This window comes from Bacillus hominis, assembly GCF_030348325.1.
Classification (GTDB): domain Bacteria; phylum Bacillota; class Bacilli; order Bacillales; family Bacillaceae_G; genus Bacillus_A; species Bacillus_A hominis.
The window spans coordinates 3,272,743-3,298,292 of sequence record NZ_JAUCFS010000005.1 but is presented as its reverse complement, the minus strand read 5'-3'; the positions used below and the strand labels follow the sequence as shown (position 1 = coordinate 3,298,292).

The following is a 25,550-nucleotide window of genomic DNA, read 5'->3' as shown; positions in this document are numbered from 1 at the left end:
GAAAAGATATGCCAATGTGGTTAGGTATTCTAGTGGGCGTAGTAGCACTAGTAGCAGGCGTGGCGTTAGGATTTTTCATTGCCCGCAAATACATGATGAATTACTTACAAAAAAATCCACCAATTAACGAACAAATGTTAAAAATGATGATGATGCAAATGGGACAAAAACCTTCCCAAAAGAAAATCAATCAAATGATGAGCGCGATGAACAAGCAACAAACAAAATAAGCGCAAAAGGGCACTCTTACCGAGTGCCCTTTTCTTTTGGGGGTAAAAGATATTTAAAACTTTTAAAAATTCTGCATTTTTGATAAACTGAAAATATCGCTCATTTTAAGGGAGGAGGATAAATATGAAAGTGTTTTTTAATTTAGCTTGGTTTTTTAAACAAGAAAAACGAGCGTACATAATCGGAATTATTATGTTATTTGGTGTCGCGCTTCTTGAACTTGTAGCGCCAAGAGTACTAGGGATTGTAGTAGATGAAATTAATAATGGAACATTAACGTCTGAAAAATTGTTGAACTGGGTTATTCTATTAGTAGGTGTAGGAATTACGATGTATATATTACGTTACTTATGGCGTATTATGATTTTTGGATCTTCTTTAAAACTAGCCCGTCAACTGCGAAAGAATTTATATGAACATTTTACAAGGATGAGCCCATCCTTTTATCAATCACGTCGTACGGGCGATTTGATGGCACATGCGACAAATGATATTCAGGCGATTCAGCAAACTGCTGGGGCAGGTGTTTTAACACTCGTTGATTCATTAGCTGTTGGAGGATGTGTACTCGTAGCGATGGGATTTACAATTAGCTGGAAGTTAACGTTATTAAGTTTAATTCCGATGCCAATTGTGGCTATTTCTACAAATTATTATGGAACTTTATTGCATAGAAGATTTCATAAAGCGCAGCAATCGTTTTCTGAAATCAATGATAAAGTACAAGAAAGTATGAGTGGGATGAAGGTAATTCGCTCACTTGGACAAGAGAAAGAGGATTTACAAGAGTTTCGGAAAAAATCGGAAGATGTCGTACATAAAAATATGCTAGTTGCACGTATTGACTCGTTATTCGATCCAACGATTTCCTTAATTGTCGGATTTTCATTTTTAATCGCAATTTGTTACGGATCATTATTAGTCGTACGGGGTGAATTAACTGTAGGGGAATTGGTAACATTTACAACATACTTAGGGACTCTTGTATGGCCAATGTTAGCTTTTGGATGGCTATTTAATATTATGGAGCGTGGACGTGCTTCGTATGATCGTGTAGAGAAAATACTTTCACAAACTTCGGATGTAGTGAATAGGGAAAATGCTATACATGCTATAGCAAGTGGTGATGTTTCGTTTGCTGTTGATTCGTTTTCTTATAAAAAGAATGAACTATTAAACTTAAAAGATATTTACTTTAACTTAAGAAAAGGTGAAACATTAGGAATTGTAGGGCGTACTGGTGCAGGGAAGACGACGTTATTAAAATGTTTAATTCGCGAGTATGACCACTTTAATGGTGAATTAAAAGTTGGTGAGCGGGATATTCGAGATTTAACACTTCACGGTGTACGCTCTGCAATTTCATACGTACCGCAAGATCATTTTTTATTTTCAGCGAGTATTGGGGAGAACATTGCTTTTGGAAAGGCCGATGCTACATATAAAGAAATTAGCAGGGCTGCTGAGATTGCTTGTATTCATAATGATATTATTCAATTTTCGGAAGGATATGAAACGGTAGTAGGTGAAAGAGGGGTTTCGCTATCAGGAGGCCAAAAACAGCGAATTTCAATTGCACGTGCGTTATTAACGAATGCTGAAATTTTAATTTTAGATGATTGTTTATCAGCTGTAGATGCAAAAACAGAAGAAACTATATTAACTGCATTGAAACGAGAAAGAGCAGAAAAAACGACGATTATTACTGCGCACCGTTTAAGTGCGATTCAGCATGCAAATCTTATTCTTGTTATTGATGAAGGTAAGGTTATGCAGCGAGGAACACATGAACAACTAATGAACGAGAATGGTTGGTATAAAGAAATGTATGAAAGCCAGCAGTTAGAGGCGTTGGTAGAGAAAGGAGGAATATGATGGCTGAGAAAAAGCGGAGTGATTTAAGGAGATTGCTTTCTTATATGAGACCATATAAAGGGTTATTAGCGTTAGCATTTTTATTTCTAGTTGGTGCAACTGTAACTGAAATGATGGGTCCTTTTTTAATTAAACAATTTCTTGATGAACACTTAGTACCACGTAACTTTGAACAATCAGCACTTGTTACTCTATTTGTAGTGTATATTATTGCTCACTTATTAAAAGTATTATTTACGTATTTAGACTTATTGTACTTTCAAAATATCGCTTTTAAGATTGTTCAAGATATGCGAGTTGAAGTGTATGAACATGTTCAAAAATTGTCATTAAGTTTCTTTGATCGTACGCCGATTGGTACACTTGTATCTCGTATAACGAATGATACGGAAGCGATTAAGGATTTTTATGTTAGTGTACTATCAACATTCGTGAAAAATGTAGTCTTTTTAGTGGGGATTTTAGTAGCGATGTTTTTACTAGATGTAAAATTAGCGCTATTTTCTCTCATATTAATTCCAATTATGTTTGCCATTATGGTACTGTATCGCCGGAAAAGTGCAGCTTTTTATTTAGAGGTACGTAATCAACTGAGTGTATTAAATGCAAAGTTAAATGAGTCCATTCAAGGGATGAATATTGTTCAAGTGTTCCGGCAAGAAAAGCGGATGAGAAAAGAGTTTGAAGAAGTGAACAACAAGCATTATAGTGCTGGACGTCGTACATTGAAATTAGATGCATTACTTTTACGTCCAGCAACAGATCTTGTTCATATTGTAGCAATTGCGTTAGTTCTTGGTTTATTTGGAATTGACGCTTTAAAGAGTCCTGTTGAAGTAGGGGTTTTATATGCTTTCGTTAACTATATTCATCGTTTCTTCCAGCCAGTAAATGAGATGATGATGAAACTATCTTTCTTCCAACAAGCGCTCGTTTCATCATCGCGTGTATTTCATTTAATGGACGATAAAGATTTAGCTCCTGTTCAAATGGGGAGTGAGAATCCACGAGTAGTTAACGGGGAAATTCAGTTTAAAGATGTTACTTTTTCATATGATGGAAAGCGTGACGTTTTAAAAAATGTATCTTTTCACGTAAAGCCAGGGCAAACGGTTGCTTTCGTTGGACACACTGGTAGTGGTAAGAGTACAATTATGAATTTATTAATGAGATTTTACAATATTAAATCAGGTAATATTGTAATAGACGGAGTGGGTTTAGAGAAGTTTGAAGAACAAGAAATTCGAAAGAAAATTGGTCTTGTGCTGCAGGATGCATTTTTATTTGCTGGAAATGTAAAGCAAAACATTCGTATGTATAATGAAGAGATAACGGATGAAGAGATAGAAGAAGCAGCGCGATTTGTGCAAGCGAATACGTTTATTGAAAAATTACCAGAGAAATATGATACAGAAGTGGTTGAAAGAGGAGCTGCGTTTTCTAGTGGTCAAAGGCAATTAATTGCTTTTGCTAGAACGATAGCAACTAACCCGAAAGTATTAGTGTTAGATGAAGCGACGGCAAATATTGATACAGAAACAGAGGAGGCTATCCAAACGGCATTGCAGCAAATGCGAAAAGGTAGAACAACGATAGCGATTGCACACAGGTTGTCTACAATCCAAGATGCGGATCAAATATTTGTTATGCATGAAGGGGAAATCATAGAAAGAGGAACACATCAAGAGTTGCTTAGTAAACAAGGACTTTACTACAATATGTACTTACTACAAAATAAAGGGAGTTTGCAACAGGCCTTGTAATTATAAGGTCTGTTTTTAATTCATTGAAGTATTAAAAGTATGCAATGAAATTTCTTGTGGACAATAAAGTGGTATCTCGCTTAAGGTGCTCTTTATGAAAAATATATAATTTTTACAAAGTGTATATTGACAACATAGTATAATGTAATTGATATATGTTTAAAAATAATCGAAAATGAAATAAAGGAGTAATAATATGGAGTATGTGCTAATAGGTGGGATTTTAATATTATTAGCTGTAGTGTTTGTGCTGTTTTATAAAAATAAACAGTTAGAATCAGAGAGTCAGCAAGTAGAGTTTGAAAAGAAACAAGCGATTGAAACGTATGAAAATGAGATTGCAGCTACGATTACAGAGTATAAAGAACAACAGGATACTTTAAAGAATATGGAACAGAAAAAATATAATGATTTACAAGTGAATACAGCTAGAGAACTTGAAAATATGCGTATGATGAAAAATCAATTGGCTGTTCAACATAGTAAAGAACGTAGTGAAATGCAAGATAAGCATAGTAATGAAATACATATGTTTCAAAATTTAATTGCGGATTTACGAGAATATGCCAAAAATGGTGCTGAAGTAAATGCGCATGAAACATTACATTATATGAAGCGAGGTTTCGTTGAGCAAGGAATAATACTAGAAGAAGAGTTTCATATTATACCGAACGTTTTTATGAGAAGTAATAAATATAGAGATAAACGTAACATAAATGATAATCGAATCCATCACCTCATCTTATGTAAAACTGGCATTTATCTACTTGAGACGAAAGAATGGACGGGGACATTAATTCATGGTTTAACGAGAAGAAATGCTGGTATATATTCATTTATGATTGAGGAAATTGGTAAGTATCAACATGAAATTGAAAAAGAAGAGACGTTTGAATTTATTACGGATGGAACTTCATTAACTTTGCAAGTAAGAAATGAAGGGAATCCAGCGTATAAAGCGAAAATACTATCTCAAACTTTATATAATTATTTGGAAGAAATACAAGTAGATATTGTAAAGGAAAAAGTAAAACCGATTGTATATTTTGAAAATGAAAGTGGAAAAGAAGTTATTGATCTTTCTAATGAAGAATTGCCGAGATTTAAAGATAGAGAGCAAATTGTAACGTTTTTCAGAAATGAAGTTTTAACAAGTAAAGTAATATATACAGCACGAGAACTACAAAAGATTAGAGATATGATTGGCCAGATGAATTATGTTGCGAAGTGAAAAATAAAGTAAAACTTTAATCAGTGGGTTTTATGGGCAACCCGACTCCGACCCTTTGCAGCCGAATTTTGAGGTGGGAGTCTAACTACCCGCAAATAGCGGGATAAAGAAGGTGTTGTTTGGGTGGAGAAAGGTAAAAGCGCTATATTGTGGGGAATGTTGTACATTTATTTTTGTTTGTATATATTAATGTACATTGCGTTTATTTTCGTTATTGATATGGTTCATGTGTCATGGAGTGTAATGAGTATTTTTGTGATAGTAATACCGTTTATTTTATTAGTTATTATTCAAAAGTCTATCTTACATGTTTCTGCAAGACGTAATAAAGATAAGAAACAACTGTTCACTGTAATGATGGTGGGTCTCATTCCATTGGTAGTATGCACAATACAATTAAGTGTAAATAAATACACTTCAAACTTTAATCAGGAGCGATGGTTAAAGTTTGAAGATAAACGGGTACATATGGTAGATGACCTAATGCAAGAACATAAATTAATAGGGAAATCAAACGAGGAAATTACAAAATTATTAGGGGCTCCTACGGAAAAAAGAAGTTGGGAAGAGGGAATTACCACTTTGTACTATCTTGGGAATGAACGTGGTTTCATTTCTATAGATAGTGAATGTCTTGTTTTGCAATTTGATAAAGATGGTAGGGTTATAGAATATAAGGTGCAACGAGATTGAAAGTGAGGGGAAGAAGCTATACCTTTTATAGCTTCTTTTTTATATTCCAATATAGAAAAAACAGGCAAATAATAGTCATTCCTATCTATACGAATGGGGTAGAGTTTGTTATATTGTAAATGGTTATTTAGTTTAGAAGTTTACTAGATAGCATTAAATTTTTTAGATTAGGGAGGGAAGTTAACACGAATTTCGATATAAGCGTGTTAAATAATTATTATGAAAAAAGGATTTTATAATGTTTTAGCTGCATCAATTGTATTTAGTATGGTAACGATTCCAACTTCTTCCTATGCTGACACAGTAGAAAAGACTGTAACAATTTCAACTGACGAGCAAGCTTTAAAAAGTATTGAAACCCATATGAAAGATGAAGATGGGCGTGGAGAGGACAAAGGAATAACAAATGAAGTGCAAGGAGATTTTCTTGTACATATAATAAGTTCAACAGCTTTATATGATTCTGCTGATTTACAAAAAGCGACAGGTGTTCAGATTTCAAATCAAGTAGTGAAAGCTGAGAAACGAAAAGGAAACGCTTACTATGTTGAAACATCATCTGGAGCTGGGTGGATACAAAATAGTGAAGGAAACGTAGAGGTTAAGGAAATTTATCACTTATCAAATGAACAGTTAGTAATTAATGAAGAAACGGCTACATATTCCGCACCATTCAATTCATATAAAGAAGAGAAAGTATTACAGCCGCAAACAATTATTGCAATTGGACAAGTTGGAGAGTGGTTTCAAGTCCAAATAGATAATGAGGTGAAATGGATTTATGCACCTTCAGCAAAATTTGAAGGGACAAAGGCCTCGCTTATTCAAGACGCAACACCAACACGTACAAAACGTGCAGCCGTTATGTATGCTGCACCAATAGAAGAGAAAACAACGGATATTTATGGTGTACCATTAAAGGAAATGATTGTACCAACAGGAAATGAAAATATTCGTCCAGGTTATGCGATGAAACCAAAATACATTACAATTCATGAGACGGATAATTATAGTGTTGGAGCAAATGCTAGAAACCATGCACAATATTTATACAGCCAAGCAACAGGAACGACTGATCGTTCAGCATCTTGGCATTTTACAGTAGATGATAAAGAAATTTATCAACATCTACCATTAAATGAAAATGGTTGGCATGCTGGAGATGGAGCAGAAGGAACTGGTAATAGAGAATCAATTGCAATTGAAATTGCTGTCAACCAAGATGGCGATTATAATAAAGCTGTGGAAAATGCTCGCAAACTAGCAGCCTATTTAATGGGGGAATTAAATATTCCTTTAGAAAATATGAAAAAACATCAATTTTGGAGCGGAAAGAATTGTCCGGCCATCATGATAAAGAATAATGCGTGGGAGCCATTTTTACAGGGAACGAAAGCTTATTATGATGCGAATCATAAAGATGATATAACTGGCGGTTGGTATGAAGCAGATATTCGTGAATTAGATAAAAGAGGTATTATGGTTGGAGACGGAAAGGGTTCTTATTGGCCAGAACGTCTTGTAACACGTGGTGAATTTGCGAATTTAGTTTCAAGATCATTGCAATTGCCAGAGGGGAAATCGAATTTCAAAGATTTAAGCACAGCCCATCCATCGCTAGTAGATGGTATTAATCGTGCAGCTAGTGCTGGGATTATAAGTGGACGAGGAAATGATGTATTTGCTCCGAATGATACGATTAAACGTGATGAAGCTGTCATTATGATTGATCGTGCATTGCAATACAAAAATATAAAAGGTAATTTAGTTCCATTACCATTTACGGATCAAAATTTAGCGTATGATAAACAGGCGGTTCAACGTGTTTATGGGTTAGGTATCGTAAAAGGGAATGAGAATAATGAGTTTATGCCAAAAGGTTCTGCAACACGTGGGGAATCGGCAGCATTTATTAATAGAATGTTAAAAGTAATAGAGAGTAAATAATGGAAAGGCATTCGCTTTGGCGAGTGCTTTTTATTTTTCAATATGTTATAGAAAGGGGATGTGAATTTTGACTGGAATAAGGAATGAAAGTGGAGGTGATGCATATATTTAGAGGCATTGGGTAGTTTTTGTAATTTTGTATAAAATGAAAAGGAGGTAGGACGGTGAAATCAATACCGACTGAAGTCCTGAGTAAGGAATTGATGGAAAGAGAAGGAGTTATATCTATTACAGTGATGGAATTTGAAAAGATAGAAGTGGCCGGAGTAGTTGTTTCTGGTCCTGCTGTTATTTTGATTAATCAAGAGTAAGTACATATTATCAATAGAAAAGTAGAAAGAGCATCCATTTAGGGTGCTTTTTGTTTGTATAGAAGTGCGCATATGATAGATAATTGGGGTATTGAAGGTGTGCTTGGATATAGTTCGGAAGGGTATTTAGATTATGTATTATTAGTACAAGTTTTAATCGGGACAATGTTAGGGGCATATATAGAAGCGAAGCTTACAAATTATGCGCATCGCATGTTGTTGAGGTTTTCAATGATTATGACACCGATATTAGCTGGATGTATGTTGTTAGTCTAGTAAAGAGAAGATATAGAAAACTATTAATATCTTTTACGAATGAATTATGTAAGTAATTCATATTTCCCATATAAAAGAATTTGCTTTAATATAATGAGTGTAAAGTTCGAGTATTCGAAGTATTACTTGAATTATATCCCTATCCCTTTTCTAAAAAATGCGAACAAGTTTTGCCCTATTCTATTCAATAGTTTATTGTATAGAAATATATTGTTCGATGACCATTATGGAACGCACATAATGGGTAAATCCCGATCCTTAAAGAGGATGCCCCTAATCTTCATGTGAAAATATGATCGGATAAGAAAGCTGGCCAATTTATGGTCAGCTTTCTTTTTGTTCAATAAGTAATTCTTCTTTAATTTCTGTTTGCAATAATAAAGTTTTTCCGAAGCGTCGTTTGCATTCAGCACGTACTTTTTGGATTGCTAGTAGCTGAGAAGTGGCGGGCACTGTGACGATAGCCTGCCGAGGTTTTCGATTTTCTTCACAAAAAACACATTCCACAACATATTTAGAAATCATAATTTCATCCTTCCGGTTTGAATTTCTAAGAAGGGACTGCTCATGAAGTTGATGTAATCTTTCGTCATCGTTTTCCTTTATTCCTCTTTTTCAAGGATATATATAAAGAAAAATCGAAATTTAGTATGGGGGGAGATAGGATGAAACGATGGATTGGTACGGCAGCTATATGTATGAATGAAAAGAATGAATTTTTAATGGTACTACAAGGAAAAGTAGATGAAGAGAAACGATGGACTGTGCCAAGCGGGGGACAAGAAGAGGGAGAGACACTTGAGGACTGCTGTGCTCGTGAAGTGTGGGAAGAAACGGGTTATGAAGTGAAAATTATAGAAAAACTATGTGAAAAGAAAGGGATAACATATGGGGTGCCAGTTCATGTGCATTACTATATTGTAAAGTTAATAGGCGGTAACATGAAAATACAAGACCCTGATGAGTTAATACATGAAATAGCTTGGAAAGGAATAGATGAAGTAAAAGAATTATCTTTTCCAGAGGATCAAGAGCTTTTAAATAAATATATAAATAAAAAAGCAAGTGTTTAAACACTTGCTTTTTTTAGTGTAACCAAGATAAAAAAAGCGGAACGATAACTAAACTAGCTCCAGCTGTTAAAAGCATTGATAAACTTGCAATTGTACCTTCTACAGGACCGATTTCAAATGCTTTTGATGTTCCGGTTCCATTCGCGCTAGTACCTAGCATTATACCTTTTGCGAGCGCTGTTTTAATACGGCATATGCGTATGAGCGTAGGACCGAGTAATGCTCCAGTTAAGGCAGTTAATACGACGAAAACGGCTGTTAATTGTGACATGCCGCCAATCATTTCTGAAATAGCCATTGCAATAGGTGTTGTTACAATGTGCGGTGCTAAACTTTGTTCTATTGTAGAGTCAATTTGAAAAAAATCAGCTAATAGTGCGGAAGTAATAACCGATAGAAATGAACCAACAATGACATTAATTAAAATGGCCGTTCCATGTTTTTTTAATAAATTAAAGTGTTTATAGATTGGCCATGCGAAAGCAACTGTAGCAGGTTTTAATAATTCTGTTAGCCAATGACTACCAGATTCGTAGGTTTCGTAAGGTGTATCTAATCCAAGTAATAAAGCAATTAAAATGATTGGGCATACAAGAAGGGGAGAAAGTAAGCTCCAATTCCAGCGTTGATACATTTGTTTAGATACCCAATATGTGAATAGTGTTAATAGTAAACAAAGAAAGCCGATCATTGTGGTGATCCTTTCCGCTTTAATAGCAATTCTGTTAAAAGTCCTGTTACGAGAGTGACACAAAGTGTACTAATCACGATAGTTAAAATGAGATCGATTCCATATTGTGATAATGTATCTTTGTAACGAATGACAGCGACTGCAGAAGGAATGAAAAATAAAATAAGTTCTTTTAATAAAAAGTCTGCACCGTCTTGTATCCATTCTTTTTTCACTATGTTAAATTTTAATGAGATTAATAATAAAAAAATACCGATTATACTTCCTGGAACTGGGAGGTGTGCCTGTTTTGCAATCCATTCACCTGTCCAAGCAAAACAAAATAATAATAAAATTTGTCCGCTTAACTTCCACCATTTCATACAGTAACCACCTCTTTGTTTTTTACATAAAAATTGTAAAAAATAATTCGCAATTTCTACTATACGTTCATTCGAAATATTTGTCTAATATATAAATTATATGTTATTAATATATTAGATGTATTAATCGAAAATGAAAAGGGTGTCCAAAATGGAATTACGGCATTTGCAATATTTTGTTGTAGTGGCAGAGGAATTGCACTTTGGACGAGCGGCTGCTCGTCTACAAATGACACAACCACCGCTTAGTCAACAAATTCAGCAATTAGAAAAAGAAATGGGAGTTATGTTATTTTCAAGAACGAAGAGAAAGGTTGAATTAACAGAAGCAGGAGAAATGTTTTTAAAAGAAGTAAAAAAAGCGTTTGAACAAATTGAGAAAGCAGTAGAAGTTGCACAAAGTGCTCAAAGGGGAGAAGTTGGATCACTTTCAATTGGTTTTGTAGGTGCGGCGATATATGATATTTTACCGTCAATCGTCAGGGAGTATAGAAAGAAATTTCCGAGAGTGTCTGTTGCATTACATGAATTGTCAACACCGGATCAGGTGCATGCACTTCATGATAATCGAATTGATATTGGATTTTTACGTCCGCCAATTCCAACGCAATTACTTGAGTTAGAACCAATTCAAAGACTTTCGTGTACGTTATGTTTACCGAAGGCACATCCGCTTGCTGAAAAGGACGAAATACATATCGAAGATTTAAGGGATGAACCGTTCGTATTTATTACGAGACCAGTATGGCCAGCGTTATACGATACAATTTTATCGCTTTGCCGCGATGTAGGTTTTAGTCCGCATATTGTACAAGAAGCAACTGAATATCAAACTGTCATGGGGCTTGTAGCAGCAGGTATTGGAATTACAGTAATACCTGTATCCGCAAATAAATTGTATAAAACAGAAGTTGTATATAAAGAGTTATGTGATTCTAATTTTGTTGCAGAAATGTCAGTGGCCTATAAAAAAATGAATAACAATCCAGAGTTGTTAGAGTTTTTGAAAATTGCAAGAGAGAAAAAAAGGATTGAAGTGGAAGATACGAAGGCTGAATAGTTGATGAAGTTACAAGGCAGTCATGATAATTAAGTTATATAAAGATTCACCTCGTTAAACAAAGAACGGAAATGTAACTAAAATGCATTTCCGTTTTTTTTGTTTTTTATTTAATGCTAAAGAGGTAAATATGCTTGGTTTCTAGGACTAAAGGCTTAGTAAAGATTCCGATTGAAGTGCGATGTTAAAAATGTCATATTTTTATACACTAGTAGTATAGAATGCGTACGTTATGAAGTAAGGTAGGGGAAGGGATCTATGTCTTTATGTCGGTTAGCGAGAAAAAATATACAAACATTTGCTACCAAAAGGTTAAAACAATTTATGTGGATTGCTATGAATACAATGATTTGTTTTTTGATGATATCATTCCGATTCAATGAAGCTGTAATAAGTAAAGCGGGATATACACTTATATTTGTAAAGTGGTTTTATGCTATGTTTTTATTTGTAGTTTTTGTATGTATTTTCATTACTTATAAAATGACAGCCTCTTTTTTACAGGTAAGAAGAGAGGAGTTTAAATCGTACGAAGTAGTGAATATGACGAGAAAAGAAATGTTATGTTTATTATGTCAGGAGCAATTATTAATTTACGGAGGAGCTTTCGTTTTCGGATTAATTCATGGTATGTTATTTTTGAAATTATTTATTATTATTTTTATGAAAGCAGTAGGAATCCAAGGAGTAACAAATGCACCGATTACGACGTATGCGATAATGGTAACAGCAGTTGTTATGATAACCGTCATTATAATATCAATGTGGCAATGTTGTAGGTTTACACAAAGATTAAAGAGTGAAAAGTCATATGAAACAAGGAGAAAGGCATGAGAAATCATGTCTTTTTCTTCATTTTACACATGATATTAATCATGATACAGTGGGAAGAACTGAAAAAAAGAGTTAAGAAGAAAGGTTGTATGGAATGATAAATGAGCAAGCGATCGTAAAGGTTGATCGATTAACAAAGCGAATTGGTTCAAAGACGTTAGTAGAAAATATTAGTTTTGAAGTGAAAAAAGGTGAAGTAGTTGGCTTATTAGGACCAAATGGTGCTGGAAAAACGACATTAATGCGAATGATGGTCGGAATGATTCGTATGACAGAAGGAGAAGTATGGATTGATGGTCAATCTGTAAAACAGCAATTTGAAAAAACTGCGGCGAAAATTGGTGCTGTAATTGAGACGCCAGAATTTTATCCTTTCTTAAGCGGCTATGAAAATTTAACATATTTCGGACGAATGAATGGGAATGTGACTGAAGAGCGTATCGATGAAGTAGTGCAATTGTTAGGAATGGGACAAGTAATTGACCGTAAAGTAAAAGCATATTCACTCGGTATGAGACAACGTTTAGGAATTGCTCAGGCACTTATACATAATCCAGATGTATTAATACTAGACGAACCAACGAACGGATTAGATCCTAGTGGTATACATGAAATGCGGATGTACATAAAGAAAATTGCACATGAACAAGGAAAAGCTGTTCTTGTCTCTAGTCACTTACTCTCAGAAGTTGAATTAATGTGTGACAGGGTTATTATTATTCAGCACGGAGAATATGTCGCAACACAAAATATTCAAAGTGATAAAAAGGAAGAAACAGAAGAAATACATATACGTGTAGATGATGCGAATAAAGCGGCAGAGGTTTTAGAATACGATGTTTTAGTAAAAGAAAACGAATTAATTATAAACGTGAAAGATGAAGAAATTCCAAATATTCTTCGTACATTGATGGAGAAAAATATTCAAGTTTATCGTGTATATGAAGATAGAAAAACGCTAGAAGAGCAGTTTTTAGAATTAACAGGGGGAAAAGATATTGTTTAATTTAGTTTATAACGAGCTGTATAAAATATTTAAGCGAAAGCGAACGATTATTCCTTTTGCAGTTATTGCGGTATTAATTATTGGATTAGGATGGGTTACGGTAAAGTATTTAGAGCCAGAAACAAAAGGGTGGAAAGCGGATTATACAGAACGCACTGTAGAAATCGAGAAAAAGCTCGGTATGAAAAAAGAGGATATTTTAACAGAAAAGTCAGGAGACGAGCTTGTAAAGGAATACCAGCTTAAAATGAAGCATTTAGATACGAATACAGCGCCAGCGAGTAGTTCTCCACTTTCTTTCATGAGAGATACTGGTTTTATTGTTTTTCCTATTTTACTTCCGTTTATTCTCGTATATGCGAGTACAATTTTTGCGAATGAATATAGCTGGGGAACATATAAATTTTTAACGATTCGTCCGGCGAGCCGATTTAAAATTTTAACATCTAAGTTTTTGGCAATCGTTATATTTTCGGCATTATTATTTATATTTAATATGATTTTTTCCGTATTATGCGGGTTGATTATTTATAAATTCCAACAACCAGCTTGGACTGAATTTGTCGTTCAAAATGGAAATATAATAAAACAAAATATTTTCGTAGAAGCAAGTAAATATTATATTTTATCTTGGTTACCAACTCTTGTATATGCTGCATTTGCCTTTATGATTTCCGTTTTAACGAGATCGAGTGGAGGTGCAATCGGAATTTCTCTATTTCTCGCATTATCAGGGGGAATAGCGCTAATTCCAGCAGCAAGATATGAATGGGCGAAATATTTATTACCAGCGAATACAGATTTATATGGGCTTTTAAAGGGTGGAAGCTTTATTAATGGAGTAACATTCCCATTTGCTTCTTGTATGCTTCTTCTATACTTAGCTGTATTTTTAGGGGTTTCCTATACTGTATTTTTAAAACGAGATTTAACAGCATAAGCAAAAGCCGTTAAGGGTAACTTAACGGCTTTTTGTTTGTAATAATTGATGAATAGCTTCTTCGGCTAATAAGGCGAAATACTCCGCGCTAATAGGCAATGCTTTTTCATCTACTGTAAAAGCTGGATGATGCCATTCATGTGCACCACTTGTTCCCATAAAGACGAATGAACCTGGTACTTCTTGTTGGTAAAAAGAAAAGTCTTCTCCTGCCATTGATGGTGTAGGAGAGATAACGTTTAGATTCATTTTCTCTGCAATTTGAATAGAAAGATTAGTGAGTGCTTTATCGTTATGAACAGCAGGAGGACCTGGGTAAAATCGAAATTCTGTTTTTACACCTAGTGCATCAGAAACCCCTTTAATAATACGCTCCATTAATGCTGGAATCTTTTCGCGTGTTTCAGCTTGGAATGTACGTACAGTTCCTTCTAACGTAGCTTTTTCAGGAATAACGTTCCACGTATTTCCTGAATGGATGTTTGTAACACTAACAACTGCATTATGAAATGAACTTATATTTCGACTTACAATTGTCTGCAGTGCCATAACAATTTGAGATGATGCAACGATAGGATCGACGCCAGCATCAGGTACAGCTGCATGTGTTCCAACACCATGAATTTCAATTTCAAATCGATCAACTCCGGCCATCAGTGGCCCATCTTTAATACCGATTGTACCTACTGGTAAATCGGGCTTATTATGCATACCAAAAACGGCTTGCACATTCTTTAAATGTCCAGCTTCAACAACTTTACATGCTCCGTTTCCACTTTCTTCAGCAGCTTGGAATATAAAGCGAACAGTTCCGTTAAGAGAAGCTTCTTTTTCTTTTAATAAGTAAGCGGCACCCAACATAGCAGCTGTATGAAAATCATGCCCACAAGCATGCATTTTACCTTGTATTTTTGAAGTGTATGGAAGATCTGTTTCTTCCTGTATGGGAAGGGCATCGATATCAGCACGAAGCGCTACAATCGGTCCGTTGTTATTACTAGAAATTTCAGCGGTAATTCCTGTTTCTAAATTGGAATCGATAATAGTAATGTTAGCTTCTTCTAACCAATTTTTTATTGCTTTGGTCGTTTCAAATTCTTCGTACGATAGTTCTGGGTATTCGTGTAAATGTCGACGAATAGAAATAAGTTTTTCTGTTAATTGATTTGGAATGGATGCCACTTATTATGCCCTCTTTCTTAAGTGAAATATTTGTATTCATTATATAACACAATAATAAAAGAGAGGATTTTCAAATGAAAATCCTCTCTCGTTTATCCCCGATTGGCTTAACTAATAATCAGTGGGGATGAACAAAACCCCCACTGATTAAAGTTTCACTTTATGCTGCAACTTTTTTATGAGTATGCTGTTTTTTATAACGTCCACGCATTGCGTATGCAAATTGCGGGATTGCAATACCGATTAAAATAAGTGATACACCGAACCACTGTGAAGATAGTACAGCTTCTTTTAAAACGAATACAGACATAATTGTTGTAACTGGTAGTTCTGCTGCACCAAGAATAGTTGCTAAGCCAGATCCGATTTTTGGAATCCCGATTGTAAAGGCAATAGACGGAATAACGATACTAAATATTCCTAATCCTAAGCCATATTTCCAAAGGCCTTGAGAAATCGCTCCGTTCATAATAAATGTTGGCGGGAATACGAGCATTACTAAAGTTAAAGCACCAGCCATTAAAAGAACACCGCGCGGTAATGAAGGCACTTCAACAGCAACTTTTCCGCTCACGAAAATGTATGTTGCGAATGTAACGGCAGATAATAAACCTAAAATGATTCCAGTCGTATCGAAATCACCTGCTGATTTTTCTAGTAAACCACTTGATAAAAATGTACCTACAAGTAAGAAAATAACCGAAATAACTTTTTCTCTTGAAGGTAATGTTTTCGTTGCGACTGCTTCAATGATAATCCCAACCCAAACGAACTGGAATAAAAGTATAATTGCAATAGAAGCTGGTACAGTTTTTAATGAAGCGTAATAAAAAATTCCAGTGAAGCTTGCCGATGTTCCTGCAACGAATAAAATTAACGCTTGTTTTAATGGAACACGGTGTCTAGAAAATAGAAATGTAATAGTAAGCAAAATAATCCAACCGAACAAATATTGGCTACCAATTACCTCTCCAAGTGAAAATCCTTCTGCATATGCAAGTTTAACGAAAATAGCTAAAATCCCATAACTACACGCTCCTAATAAAACTAAAAGAGAATAACGAAGCATGAAAAATTCCTCCCATCTATATGAAGTTGTTCCGTAACGAAAATATATCTAGAGGGAAGTATACAAAATTAAAAATGAAGGGTCAAATGAAAGAAAAGTGCAAAATTTTATAGAATAATAATAAAAGTATGATATTTATGCATAATCTTGAAATTAATAATAATTAAAGTATTGTAAAATCACCTTTACGTTGTATAAAGACAGCATTTGAAAAAAATTTTTTAGGGTTAATATGTGTGAAGTTAATTGTAATGTGCAAATGATTTGAGAAACTGTGGAACCTTTGTTATGTTAGTAATAATGAGAAAGAGTTTCATAATTCAATTGAGATTTTTCTATATAATAGAAGGAAATGAAAACGTTTTATTAGGAAATGTGTGAAAAGGTAGTTTTTCTTATTGTCACGTTGGAAAAGTGAATTCATGAAATGTCCATAGTATTTTCAATTGTTTTTGCTACAATATTGAGGAGGAGAGGAGTGGAATAATGCAAGATATTAGTATTTTTTTAGCGTTTGGAGCTGGGTTCTTATCATTTATATCCCCATGTTGTTTACCGCTTTATCCGGCATTTTTATCATACATAACAGGTATGTCGGTTTCTGAATTGAAAGAAGAAAATGCAATGCTTCGCAAAAGAAGTATGATACATACAGCGTTTTTCTTACTTGGGTTTTCTATTATATTTATCGCAATTGGATTTGGTACAAGTTTTATCGGAGGAATTTTTACGGATTATAAAGATTTAATTAGACAGTTAGGTGGTATATTTATCATCGTGTTCGGTCTTATTATTGTCGGTGTGTTTAAGCCGAAGTTTTTAATGCAAGACCGTAAATTTACTTTTAAAAACCGTCCGAGTGGTTATTTTGGTTCAGTTTTAATTGGATTGGCATTTGCTGCAGGATGGACACCATGTACTGGGCCTATTTTAGTGTCTGTAATTGGATTAGCTGCAACAAATCCAGAATCAGCAATGATTTATATGATTGCTTACATACTTGGGTTTGCTATTCCATTTTTCCTACTTTCATTCTTTATTACGAAAATGTCTTGGATTAAAAGAAATAGTATGACATTCATGAAAGTCGGAGGATACATTATGATTGTCATGGGGGTCTTCCTGTATTTTAACTGGATGACGAAAATTATCGTATATTTCTCAAGTTTATTTGGTGGGTTTACCGGTTTCTAGTATTATTCCGTGAAAATGTTGGAAATACTAACGGAAAAGCATATAATGAAATTATATTTTGCGTATAGCCACAAAAAAAGGATGAGAAAATATGAACATAGTTGTTTTATCAAGTATCGTTGCTGTTTGTATGGCCGTTGGTGCGATGTTTATTCGTTTAAAAGCAGCTAAGAAACCTGCAACATTGAAAAAAATTATACTTCCACCATTTTTTATGAGTACGGGAGCGTTGATGTATGTTTTTCCTGAATTTCGATTAACTCCAGCAGAAATGTTAGAAGCGATTGGTGTCGGATTGTTTTTCTCTATTTTTCTTATTAAAACATCTAAATTTGAAATACGTGGACAAGAGATTTATTTGAAGCGTTCAAAAGCATTTGTATTTATTTTAATTGGATTACTTGTAGTGAGGATTGTATTTAAAACATACTTAAGTCAATCTCTTGATTTAGGACAACTTAGCGGCATGTTCTTCTTACTTGCGTTCGCGATGATTGTTTCATGGAGAATTGCAATGTACCGTTCCTTTACGAAATTACAGAGGGAAATGGAAAAAGAAGATGGTTTTTATAATGAAAAAGATATGAAGCTAACTTGAAAACTGTATATGTATAAAAAAGACAGCGTCAAAGGCGCTGTCTTTTTTATCGAAAATAATGTGAAGTTACTTTGCAAGTAAAGATTTATAGTTAGAATAATCAATTTCTTTTTCTTGTAATTTCTTAATTAAAAATTTATGATCTCGTTTTGGCGTGGCAATGATATATCCTTTAATAATTAAATCTTGTGTAATTTGAGAGGCATTTTCTTGTAATGCAAGTTCCCCGATTTTTCCAGCAATTTTTGATTTGGCAACATCGCGAAACAGTTCTGGAACAGGACTTACGAGCTCTTCTAACAATTGTTTTTGTTCGTCAGCCCATAAATGTCTCGTTTTATTTATGTAGTGTGCTTCCCAATCTAAAATAGACATACCGTCTTCTTTCGGTAATCGTTTTAAAAATTTTCTGAACATAAAATATCCACCGATAGACATAAGCCCTAATAAAATGACAGTCCATAATACAATGAACCAACTGAACCATCCTTCGAGCAAGCGTATCCCCCCTTAAATGATTGCGGTTTTCTTTTATTCATATTATAAACAGTCAGATTCGTAGAAAGCAAGAACGCTTGGTCATTTTGACCAAGCGTTATCATTTAAACAAAGTATAGTTGTTCAACACATGAAATATTATTATTATCTTCTACATATTCAATGATAAGTGTGCCAACTTTACGATCTTTATCTTCAGTTGTGAAAATAGAGTAAGAAGTAAAACGTGCTGTTGATAGGCCGCTTATATGTGTAGGTAAAGAAATGTAGTCGTTATCGCGGAAGAATTCCATTAGTTCAATGTCTTCAAATTCTTTTCGGTCAACTTGTTTGTTTGTATAGCGGCGTTGAAGTTGTTTTAAAGATTCATTCCAAGAAATTGCTTTTGTGTCGTATACCATTGTTCTATCCCCTTACTGTATGTAATCATTAAGAACATACGTTCTAAACCAGTATACTCTTTTTATAAGAAAAGTGGAAGCAAAAAATAATGTAAGCTTGGAAACCCAAGCTTACATAAAAAATGCGTTCATAATCATCTCTATTTTTTATTATAAGTCAGATAGGAATAGGAAACAAGATGGTAAGTATTTTGTTGATGGTTTTTAAAATTCTGTATATTATAAAAGCAACTTACTATAGTGCAAAGGAATGAGAGGTATGACTTACATAGTTTCAATTCAAGGACCGATGGCAAGTGGGAAGACGACATTAGCAAAAAGATTAGAGGAGAGGGGACATTCGGTTATATATGAAAATCCTTATCCAATTGTAGAAAAGCGGAAAGAATTAAATTTGGATATTTCCACAAAAGAGGGGTTTATTGCAAATCAAAAAATGTTCATTGAAGCAAAAATAAAGGAGTTTCAAAATGTGAAAGGTTCAGTCGTGATTTTTGATCGTGGGCCAGAAGACACCCAGTTCTATACGCTTTTTTATTCAAAATTAATAGGAGAAGAGTGGGATATAGAAATGGAATTACAAGATGATTTATGTAAATTAAGAGAATACCGTTCAGATGCAATTTTTTATTTAGATGTTTCGAAAGAGAATGTATATGATAGAAAAAATAATGATAGGGCAAGAAATCGAAGTACATTTGAGGAACAATTTAAATTAGTAGAAACCGAAAAAGAATGGTATAAAAAATTTCCTGTAACTTATGTGGACACGAATACATTATCAGTGAACGAATTAGAAATACATTTTATGGAATGGTTAAGGGGGAAAGGAATATGAAAAAAATATTATTATTCGTATACCCAACATTTGCGGAGTTTGAAATCACGGTAGCGACGGCATTGCTGAAAAATAAATATGAAATCATTACAGCGGGTTTAACAACAGAATTGATTATAAGTGAAACAGGCTTACGAATACAGCCGCATATAGATTTAAGCGAAGTGAGCGTAGAAGAGTATGAAGGGATACTTATTCCAGGTGGAGAAGAAGTACAGTTGAAAGGTGCAGAACCTCTTTTTTCAATCATTCGTCAATTTCATGAACAAGAAAAATTAGTAGCTGCGATTTGTGCTGGACCGTATGCGTTAGCAAGAGCAGGTTTATTAAAAGAAATTTCTTATACAGCGACTATAGATTATCAAAAATTAGATTGTTTTCCAGTAGAAAACTTTGTGTATGAAGAAGTTGTACAGCAATCACATATTATTACGGCACAAGGACATGCATTTGTGCCATTTGGAATAGCGATTGCTTCTTATTTTGGAGTAGCGAACGAAAATAATATAAATTTTTATAGTGGTAAGGGTAATGTGGTAATGGAGAAGCTTTTACCTGAAAACGTGTAAAAGCTAGCATTTGCTAGCTTTTTTCTTTTTTACATCGATAAATCGCTAAAGTTTTCGGATCGCGCCATATACCGTTGTGAAGTGATAATTCACTTTCTATTTCTTCTTTTAGCCATTCCTTCATTTCGGTGTGAAGATATATATTATCAGGTATATTTAGCGACGGAAACATGCTAGAAATATAGTTTACGATCGGAGTGGCATGATGGAAAACGAGTGCATTATGAATGATTGTTTCTTCAACAATTGGAAAAACAGATTGTAATATCTCTTTACCATTTTCTAAACAAAATGGAGCGACTGCTGGTGATGTTTTCGGTAAATCAAATGCGTCTAGCATGTTGTTACATACTTTAACTATACGAGGTGATGAAACTTTGGAATTTGTTGTGGCTAAAAGTGCACCGCCAGGGCGAAGGGCTTTATAAAAACCTTGAATTGTCTTGTCAACATCTTTCACGTGGTATAACATATGTTTTGCGATTATCCAGTCATAACAATTAGCTTCGAAAGGAAGTTTACTAGCATCACCCTGTTTCCATCTAATTCTAGTACTTTTTTTAGCAGCTTCAGAAAGCATAGTTTCCGATTGATCAAACCCGGTTAATTGGCCTTTATGACCATTATTTTGTAATAGGGAAAGAAATTTTCCGTTAGCGCACCCAACCTCTAATATGTTTTCTTCCCCTTGAAGTTGTAAATGTTCAATGACAACTTCATCTAAATCCACTCGTGTTTCTTCGTAATGTTTATGTGTATCGATGCGTATTTGTAAATGGTTGCTGACGCTGTATTGGCGTTTTACATCATTCATTTTTTCGTATTCCACCTTTGTGCAAAATTGTTGAATTGCATGTGTTAAAACGTCTGTTTTATTTAAACCTTCGTAATGAAGTGCTGCTTCAAATCTTACTAGTAATTTTTCGTCAATTCGAAAATGAATATCTTTTCGTTTTGCCAATGAAATCTCGCCCCTTTGCATCTGTTAGTGAGACTATAGCATGCCTGAAAAATTTGTGTAAATAATTTGTGTACACAGATTGGGGAGAGATGAAAAAATTGTTTGAATGTTATTTTAAACTATTGACGATTTAACCGTTTTCATATATTCTTAAATTAAGTAATATTCAAATAATTCAAAAGAAATGAGAGAGTCACATGCTTCTTCAAGGAACACATCGAATTGGTCGTATGGCCATGCTGTTGGCACTTGCGGATGAGAATGAAAGCCCTGTATTATCTATTCCGAAAGGTTGGAAATATTGTACGGGGAAAGTTGGTTCTATGAATTCGCAAAAAGTTGTAGCAGCAATGGAAACAGCGGCTAAGAGCAACCGAGTTATTGAAACAGATGTTTACAGAGAAACACATGCACTTTATCATGCAATTATGGAAGCTTTGTACGGAGTGACGAGAGGACAAATTCAGTTAGCAGACGTTCTTCGTACAGTAGGACTTCGTTTTGCAATTGTGCGCGGTACACCATACGACGGAAAAAAAGAAGGCGAATGGGTTGCTGTTGCACTTTATGGAACGATTGGTGCACCTGTAAAAGGATCTGAGCATGAGGCGATTGGTTTAGGAATTAATCACATATGATTTGCCCATAGTCTATTAGTTAGAAGGGGGCCTTGCTTTTTAGGACAGAAGTCTGTCTTAAAAAGGTAAGGTCCCCTTTTGCTTTTTTAAGGAGGAAAAATGATGATTACGTTAACAGGACATACATTGACAGTTGAAGAAATGAAAAGGTTGTTACTTGAAGGTGAAGGTGTAACAGCTTGCCCAAATAGTATGCAAAAGGTGGCTGAATGCCGCGAAGTAGTTGAGAAAATTGTAGAAGACGGAAAAGTCGTTTACGGTATTACAACTGGATTTGGAAAGTTTAGTGATGTGCTTATTCAAAAAGAAGATGTAAAGGCACTTCAACATAATTTAATTCAGTCACATGCATGCGGGATAGGCGATCCATTTCCTGAGGAAGTATCACGCGGTATGTTAATTTTACGAGCTAATACGATGCTTAAAGGAGTATCTGGTGTTAGACCGCTTGTTGTAAATATGCTTCTTGAGTTTGTGAATCGCAAAATTCATCCAGTCGTTCCGCAACAAGGGTCACTAGGAGCGAGTGGTGATTTAGCACCTTTATCTCATCTTGCTCTCGTTTTATTAGGTGAAGGTGAAGTGTTCTACAAAGGAAAACGAGTTCATGCGATGGTTGCTCTTACAGAAGAGGGACTTGAACCTATTGAATTAGAAGCAAAAGAAGGTCTTGCGTTAATCAATGGTACGCAGGCGATGACAGCGCAAGGAGTTCTTTCTTATATAGAAGCAGAAGCAACGGCTTATCAATCTGAATTAATTGCTTCCATGACAATCGAAGGTTTGCGCGGCATTATTGATGCATTTGATGAAAATGTTCATAAAGCGCGTGGTTATAAAGAACAAGTAGAAGTAGCAAGCAGAATTCGTGACATTCTTCATGATAGTAAACTTATTACAAAGCAAGGAGAACTTCGGGTACAAGATGCATATTCACTTCGTTGTATCCCGCAAGTGCACGGTGCTTCTTGGCAAGTTTTAAATTATGTGAAAGAAAAATTAGAAATTGAAATGAATGCAGCGACAGATAATCCGCTTATTTTTGATGGTGGGGAAAAGGTAATTTCAGGTGGTAACTTCCACGGTCAACCGATTGCATTTGCGATGGATTTCTTAAAAGTAGGGATGGCGGAACTTGCAAATATTTCAGAGCGTCGTATTGAACGATTAGTAAACCCGCAGTTAAATGATTTACCGCCATTTTTAAGTCCAGAGCCAGGACTACAATCTGGTGCAATGATTATGCAATATGCTGCAGCTTCACTTGTTTCTGAGAATAAAACGTTAGCACATCCGGCGAGTGTAGATTCAATCCCGTCGTCAGCTAACCAAGAAGATCACGTAAGTATGGGAACAATTGCTTCACGCCACGCACATCAAATTATTCAAAATGCAAGACGCGTTCTTGCGATTGAGATGATTTGTGCGATGCAAGCAGCAGAATATCGCGGGATTGAAAACATGAGTACAGTGACGAAATCGTTCTATCATCAAGGTCGTCAACAAGTGCCTTCTATTACAAATGACCGTATATTCTCAACGGATATCGAAAATATTACGCATTGGTTAAAAACGAACTATTCAATAAAGGAAAGATTGGATGTAAATGCAGCACTATAAAACGAGAAAAGGGAGAGATTGAAATGGAAAAAGTACAACAAACAATTCGTGCGCCAAGAGGTACTGAGTTACAAACGAAAGGGTGGGTTCAAGAAGCTGCACTTCGTATGTTAATGAACAATTTAGATCCTGAAGTTGCTGAAAAACCAGAAGAATTAGTTGTATATGGCGGAATTGGCCGCGCAGCTCGTAACTGGGAGAGCTACAATGCGATTGTAGATTCATTAAAAACGTTAGAAAGCGATGAAACGTTACTTGTTCAATCAGGAAAACCAGTTGCAATTTTTAAATCACATGAAGATGCACCTCGCGTTCTTCTAGCAAACTCTAATCTAGTACCAAAATGGGCGAACTGGGATCACTTCCGTGAACTAGAGAAAAAAGGTCTTATGATGTACGGACAAATGACAGCAGGTAGCTGGATTTACATTGGAACACAAGGGATTTTACAAGGAACATATGAAACATTCGGTGAAGCGGCTCGTCAACATTTCGATGGTTCATTAAAAGGTACAGTAACACTTACTGCTGGTTTAGGTGGTATGGGTGGTGCACAACCTCTTGCTGTAACGATGAATGGCGGTGTTGTGATCGCTATTGATGTAGATAAGCGTAGTATCGATCGTCGTATTGAAAAGAGATATTGTGATCTGTATACAGAATCATTAGAAGAAGCATTAACTATTGCGAACGAGTATAAAGAGAAGAAAGAACCGATTTCAATCGGATTGTTAGGAAATGCAGCGGAGATTTTACCAGAACTAGTGAAGCGTAATATTACGCCAGATTTAGTTACGGATCAAACATCTGCTCATGATCCATTAAACGGTTATATTCCAGTAGGTTACACATTAGAAGAAGCAGCGAAACTTCGTGAAGAAGATCCAGAACGTTACGTACAATTATCGAAAGAAAGCATGACAAAACATGTGGAAGCAATGCTTGCAATGCAAGAAAAAGGTGCGATTACATTTGATTACGGAAATAACATTCGCCAAGTTGCTTTCGATGAAGGTTTGAAAAATGCTTTTGATTTCCCAGGATTCGTTCCAGCATTTATTCGCCCGTTATTCTGTGAAGGAAAAGGACCATTCCGCTGGGTAGCTCTTTCTGGTGATCCAGAAGATATTTATAAAACTGACGAAGTGATTTTACGTGAGTTTGCTGATAATGAGCATTTATGTAATTGGATTCGTATGGCACGTCAGCAAGTTGAGTTCCAAGGTCTTCCATCACGTATTTGTTGGCTTGGTTATGGTGAGCGTGCGAAGTTTGGACGCATTATTAATGAAATGGTGGCGAATGGTGAATTATCAGCACCGATCGTTATCGGCCGTGACCATTTAGATTGCGGATCAGTAGCATCTCCAAATCGTGAAACTGAATCGATGAAAGACGGTAGTGATGCAGTAGCGGATTGGCCAATTCTAAATGCATTAATTAATAGTGTAAACGGTGCGAGCTGGGTATCTGTTCACCACGGTGGTGGCGTTGGTATGGGTTATTCACTTCACGCTGGAATGGTTATTGTTGCAGATGGAACAGAAGCGGCAGCAAAACGTATTGAGCGTGTATTAACTTCTGACCCTGGTATGGGTGTTGTTCGTCACGTTGATGCAGGATATGACTTAGCTGTGGAAACTGCGAAAGAAAAAGGCGTTAACATTCCAATGATGAAATAAGGAGGAG

At 35.2% G+C, this 25,550-nt stretch carries 27 protein-coding genes and 1 pseudogene; 20 read left to right on the top strand and 8 right to left on the bottom strand.

Annotation, left to right across the window (positions count from 1 at the left end; all coding sequences use genetic code 11):
- Positions 1 to 8: 8 nt before the first annotated feature.
- From QUF93_RS19600 to QUF93_RS19565, 8 genes and pseudogenes are all read left to right on the top strand, one after another.
- Complete coding sequence (locus QUF93_RS19600) at positions 9 to 230, top strand: YneF family protein (RefSeq protein WP_001132292.1); 222 nt, start codon at positions 9 to 11, stop codon at positions 228 to 230.
- Positions 231 to 354: 124 nt separating this feature from the next.
- Positions 355 to 2,106, top strand: coding sequence for an ABC transporter transmembrane domain-containing protein (locus tag QUF93_RS19595; RefSeq protein WP_289359902.1), 1,752 nt, complete (start codon positions 355 to 357; stop codon positions 2,104 to 2,106).
- On the top strand, positions 2,106 to 3,869 hold the full coding sequence (locus tag QUF93_RS19590; protein WP_002121517.1) for an ABC transporter ATP-binding protein: 1,764 nt from the start codon (positions 2,106 to 2,108) through the stop codon (positions 3,867 to 3,869). Before QUF93_RS19595 ends, QUF93_RS19590 begins: the two co-directional genes overlap by 1 nt.
- 196 nt (positions 3,870 to 4,065) lie before the next feature.
- The gene (locus QUF93_RS19585; protein ID WP_289359901.1) at positions 4,066 to 5,100 is read left to right on the top strand and encodes a nuclease-related domain-containing protein; all 1,035 of its coding nucleotides are present in this window, start codon (positions 4,066 to 4,068) and stop codon (positions 5,098 to 5,100) included.
- Between the two features lie 123 nt (positions 5,101 to 5,223).
- The gene (locus tag QUF93_RS19580) at positions 5,224 to 5,793 is read left to right on the top strand and encodes a hypothetical protein (protein WP_289359900.1); all 570 of its coding nucleotides are present in this window, start codon (positions 5,224 to 5,226) and stop codon (positions 5,791 to 5,793) included.
- Between the two features lie 219 nt (positions 5,794 to 6,012).
- Positions 6,013 to 7,740 carry an S-layer homology domain-containing protein gene (locus tag QUF93_RS19575; RefSeq protein ID WP_289359899.1) on the top strand — a complete coding sequence of 576 codons (1,728 nt, stop codon included), beginning with the start codon at positions 6,013 to 6,015 and terminating at the stop codon, positions 7,738 to 7,740.
- A gap of 164 nt (positions 7,741 to 7,904) precedes the next feature.
- A complete protein-coding gene (locus tag QUF93_RS19570) occupies positions 7,905 to 8,051 on the top strand; it encodes a BC1881 family protein (protein WP_000836278.1) in 147 nt (48 codons plus the stop codon).
- Between the two features lie 90 nt (positions 8,052 to 8,141).
- Positions 8,142 to 8,327, top strand: a pseudogene (locus tag QUF93_RS19565) (sulfite exporter TauE/SafE family protein); the annotation flags it as partial.
- Positions 8,328 to 8,651: 324 nt separating this feature from the next.
- On the opposite strand, the gene QUF93_RS19560 reads toward QUF93_RS19565, so the two are convergent.
- On the bottom strand, positions 8,652 to 8,852 hold the full coding sequence (locus tag QUF93_RS19560) for a DUF3903 domain-containing protein (RefSeq protein WP_070144415.1): 201 nt from the start codon (positions 8,850 to 8,852) through the stop codon (positions 8,652 to 8,654).
- Between the two features lie 140 nt (positions 8,853 to 8,992).
- Here QUF93_RS19560 and QUF93_RS19555 point away from each other — a divergent pair, with 140 nt between their 5' ends.
- The gene (locus tag QUF93_RS19555; protein WP_289359898.1) at positions 8,993 to 9,400 is read left to right on the top strand and encodes an NUDIX hydrolase; all 408 of its coding nucleotides are present in this window, start codon (positions 8,993 to 8,995) and stop codon (positions 9,398 to 9,400) included.
- Positions 9,401 to 9,413: 13 nt separating this feature from the next.
- Here QUF93_RS19555 and QUF93_RS19550 read toward each other — a convergent pair whose 3' ends face one another.
- Together QUF93_RS19550 and QUF93_RS19545 are read right to left on the bottom strand one after the other, a co-directional pair.
- Positions 9,414 to 10,091 (bottom strand): LrgB family protein, encoded by a 678-nt coding sequence (locus QUF93_RS19550; protein WP_289375797.1) that lies wholly within the window; start codon positions 10,089 to 10,091, stop codon positions 9,414 to 9,416.
- Entirely contained in the window at positions 10,088 to 10,453 is a 366-nt protein-coding gene (locus QUF93_RS19545; protein ID WP_002121493.1) for a CidA/LrgA family holin-like protein, read from the bottom strand. Before QUF93_RS19545 ends, QUF93_RS19550 begins: the two co-directional genes overlap by 4 nt.
- Before the next feature lie 151 nt (positions 10,454 to 10,604).
- Between QUF93_RS19545 and alsR the strand changes: the two genes are divergently transcribed.
- The 4 genes from alsR (at position 10,605) to QUF93_RS19525 (ending at position 14,293) form a co-directional block, all read left to right on the top strand.
- Positions 10,605 to 11,513, top strand: coding sequence for an acetoin biosynthesis transcriptional regulator AlsR (alsR, locus tag QUF93_RS19540; RefSeq protein WP_289359896.1), 909 nt, complete (start codon positions 10,605 to 10,607; stop codon positions 11,511 to 11,513).
- Positions 11,514 to 11,771: 258 nt separating this feature from the next.
- The gene (locus QUF93_RS19535; RefSeq protein ID WP_289359895.1) at positions 11,772 to 12,347 is read left to right on the top strand and encodes an FtsX-like permease family protein; all 576 of its coding nucleotides are present in this window, start codon (positions 11,772 to 11,774) and stop codon (positions 12,345 to 12,347) included.
- A gap of 94 nt (positions 12,348 to 12,441) precedes the next feature.
- Positions 12,442 to 13,353, top strand: a complete 912-nt coding sequence (locus tag QUF93_RS19530; RefSeq protein ID WP_289359894.1) for an ABC transporter ATP-binding protein — start codon at positions 12,442 to 12,444, stop codon at positions 13,351 to 13,353.
- A complete protein-coding gene (locus tag QUF93_RS19525) occupies positions 13,346 to 14,293 on the top strand; it encodes an ABC transporter permease (RefSeq protein ID WP_289359893.1) in 948 nt (315 codons plus the stop codon). The genes QUF93_RS19530 and QUF93_RS19525 overlap by 8 nt, the downstream gene beginning before the upstream one ends.
- 21 nt (positions 14,294 to 14,314) lie before the next feature.
- On the opposite strand, the gene QUF93_RS19520 is transcribed toward QUF93_RS19525, so the two are convergent.
- Both QUF93_RS19520 and QUF93_RS19515 read right to left on the bottom strand, forming a co-directional pair.
- Complete coding sequence (locus QUF93_RS19520; protein ID WP_289359892.1) at positions 14,315 to 15,475, bottom strand: M20 peptidase aminoacylase family protein; 1,161 nt, start codon at positions 15,473 to 15,475, stop codon at positions 14,315 to 14,317.
- 160 nt (positions 15,476 to 15,635) lie between these two features.
- The gene (locus QUF93_RS19515; protein ID WP_289359891.1) at positions 15,636 to 16,544 is read right to left on the bottom strand and encodes an EamA family transporter; all 909 of its coding nucleotides are present in this window, start codon (positions 16,542 to 16,544) and stop codon (positions 15,636 to 15,638) included.
- A gap of 486 nt (positions 16,545 to 17,030) precedes the next feature.
- Between QUF93_RS19515 and ccdA the strand changes: the two genes are divergently transcribed.
- Entirely contained in the window at positions 17,031 to 17,738 is a 708-nt protein-coding gene (gene ccdA, locus QUF93_RS19510) for a cytochrome c-type biogenesis protein CcdA (RefSeq protein WP_002121477.1), read from the top strand.
- 91 nt (positions 17,739 to 17,829) lie between these two features.
- Complete coding sequence (locus tag QUF93_RS19505) at positions 17,830 to 18,336, top strand: CcdC family protein (RefSeq protein ID WP_289359890.1); 507 nt, start codon at positions 17,830 to 17,832, stop codon at positions 18,334 to 18,336.
- A 66-nt stretch (positions 18,337 to 18,402) separates the two neighbouring features.
- Here the strand turns inward: QUF93_RS19505 and QUF93_RS19500 are convergent, their stop codons facing one another.
- Complete coding sequence (locus QUF93_RS19500; protein WP_289359889.1) at positions 18,403 to 18,834, bottom strand: DUF2621 domain-containing protein; 432 nt, start codon at positions 18,832 to 18,834, stop codon at positions 18,403 to 18,405.
- A gap of 104 nt (positions 18,835 to 18,938) precedes the next feature.
- On the bottom strand, positions 18,939 to 19,235 hold the full coding sequence (locus tag QUF93_RS19495) for a hypothetical protein (protein WP_289359888.1): 297 nt from the start codon (positions 19,233 to 19,235) through the stop codon (positions 18,939 to 18,941).
- A 250-nt stretch (positions 19,236 to 19,485) separates the two neighbouring features.
- Here QUF93_RS19495 and QUF93_RS19490 point away from each other — a divergent pair, with 250 nt between their 5' ends.
- The gene (locus tag QUF93_RS19490) at positions 19,486 to 20,073 is read left to right on the top strand and encodes an ATP/GTP-binding protein (RefSeq protein WP_353050847.1); all 588 of its coding nucleotides are present in this window, start codon (positions 19,486 to 19,488) and stop codon (positions 20,071 to 20,073) included.
- Positions 20,070 to 20,642 carry a DJ-1/PfpI family protein gene (locus tag QUF93_RS19485; protein ID WP_289359886.1) on the top strand — a complete coding sequence of 191 codons (573 nt, stop codon included), beginning with the start codon at positions 20,070 to 20,072 and terminating at the stop codon, positions 20,640 to 20,642. The genes QUF93_RS19490 and QUF93_RS19485 overlap by 4 nt, the downstream gene beginning before the upstream one ends.
- A gap of 13 nt (positions 20,643 to 20,655) precedes the next feature.
- Here the strand turns inward: QUF93_RS19485 and QUF93_RS19480 are convergent, their stop codons facing one another.
- A complete protein-coding gene (locus QUF93_RS19480; protein WP_289359884.1) occupies positions 20,656 to 21,603 on the bottom strand; it encodes a class I SAM-dependent methyltransferase in 948 nt (315 codons plus the stop codon).
- A 197-nt stretch (positions 21,604 to 21,800) separates the two neighbouring features.
- On the opposite strand from QUF93_RS19480, the gene hutP reads away from it, so the two are divergent.
- The 3 genes from hutP (at position 21,801) to hutU (ending at position 25,543) form a co-directional block, all read left to right on the top strand.
- Positions 21,801 to 22,241 (top strand): histidine utilization transcription antiterminator HutP, encoded by a 441-nt coding sequence (gene hutP, locus QUF93_RS19475; protein ID WP_000926519.1) that lies wholly within the window; start codon positions 21,801 to 21,803, stop codon positions 22,239 to 22,241.
- 102 nt (positions 22,242 to 22,343) lie between these two features.
- Positions 22,344 to 23,861 carry a histidine ammonia-lyase gene (gene hutH / locus QUF93_RS19470; protein ID WP_289359882.1) on the top strand — a complete coding sequence of 506 codons (1,518 nt, stop codon included), beginning with the start codon at positions 22,344 to 22,346 and terminating at the stop codon, positions 23,859 to 23,861.
- Between the two features lie 23 nt (positions 23,862 to 23,884).
- Positions 23,885 to 25,543, top strand: coding sequence for a urocanate hydratase (hutU, locus tag QUF93_RS19465; RefSeq protein WP_289359881.1), 1,659 nt, complete (start codon positions 23,885 to 23,887; stop codon positions 25,541 to 25,543).
- Positions 25,544 to 25,550: the final 7 nt, after the last annotated feature.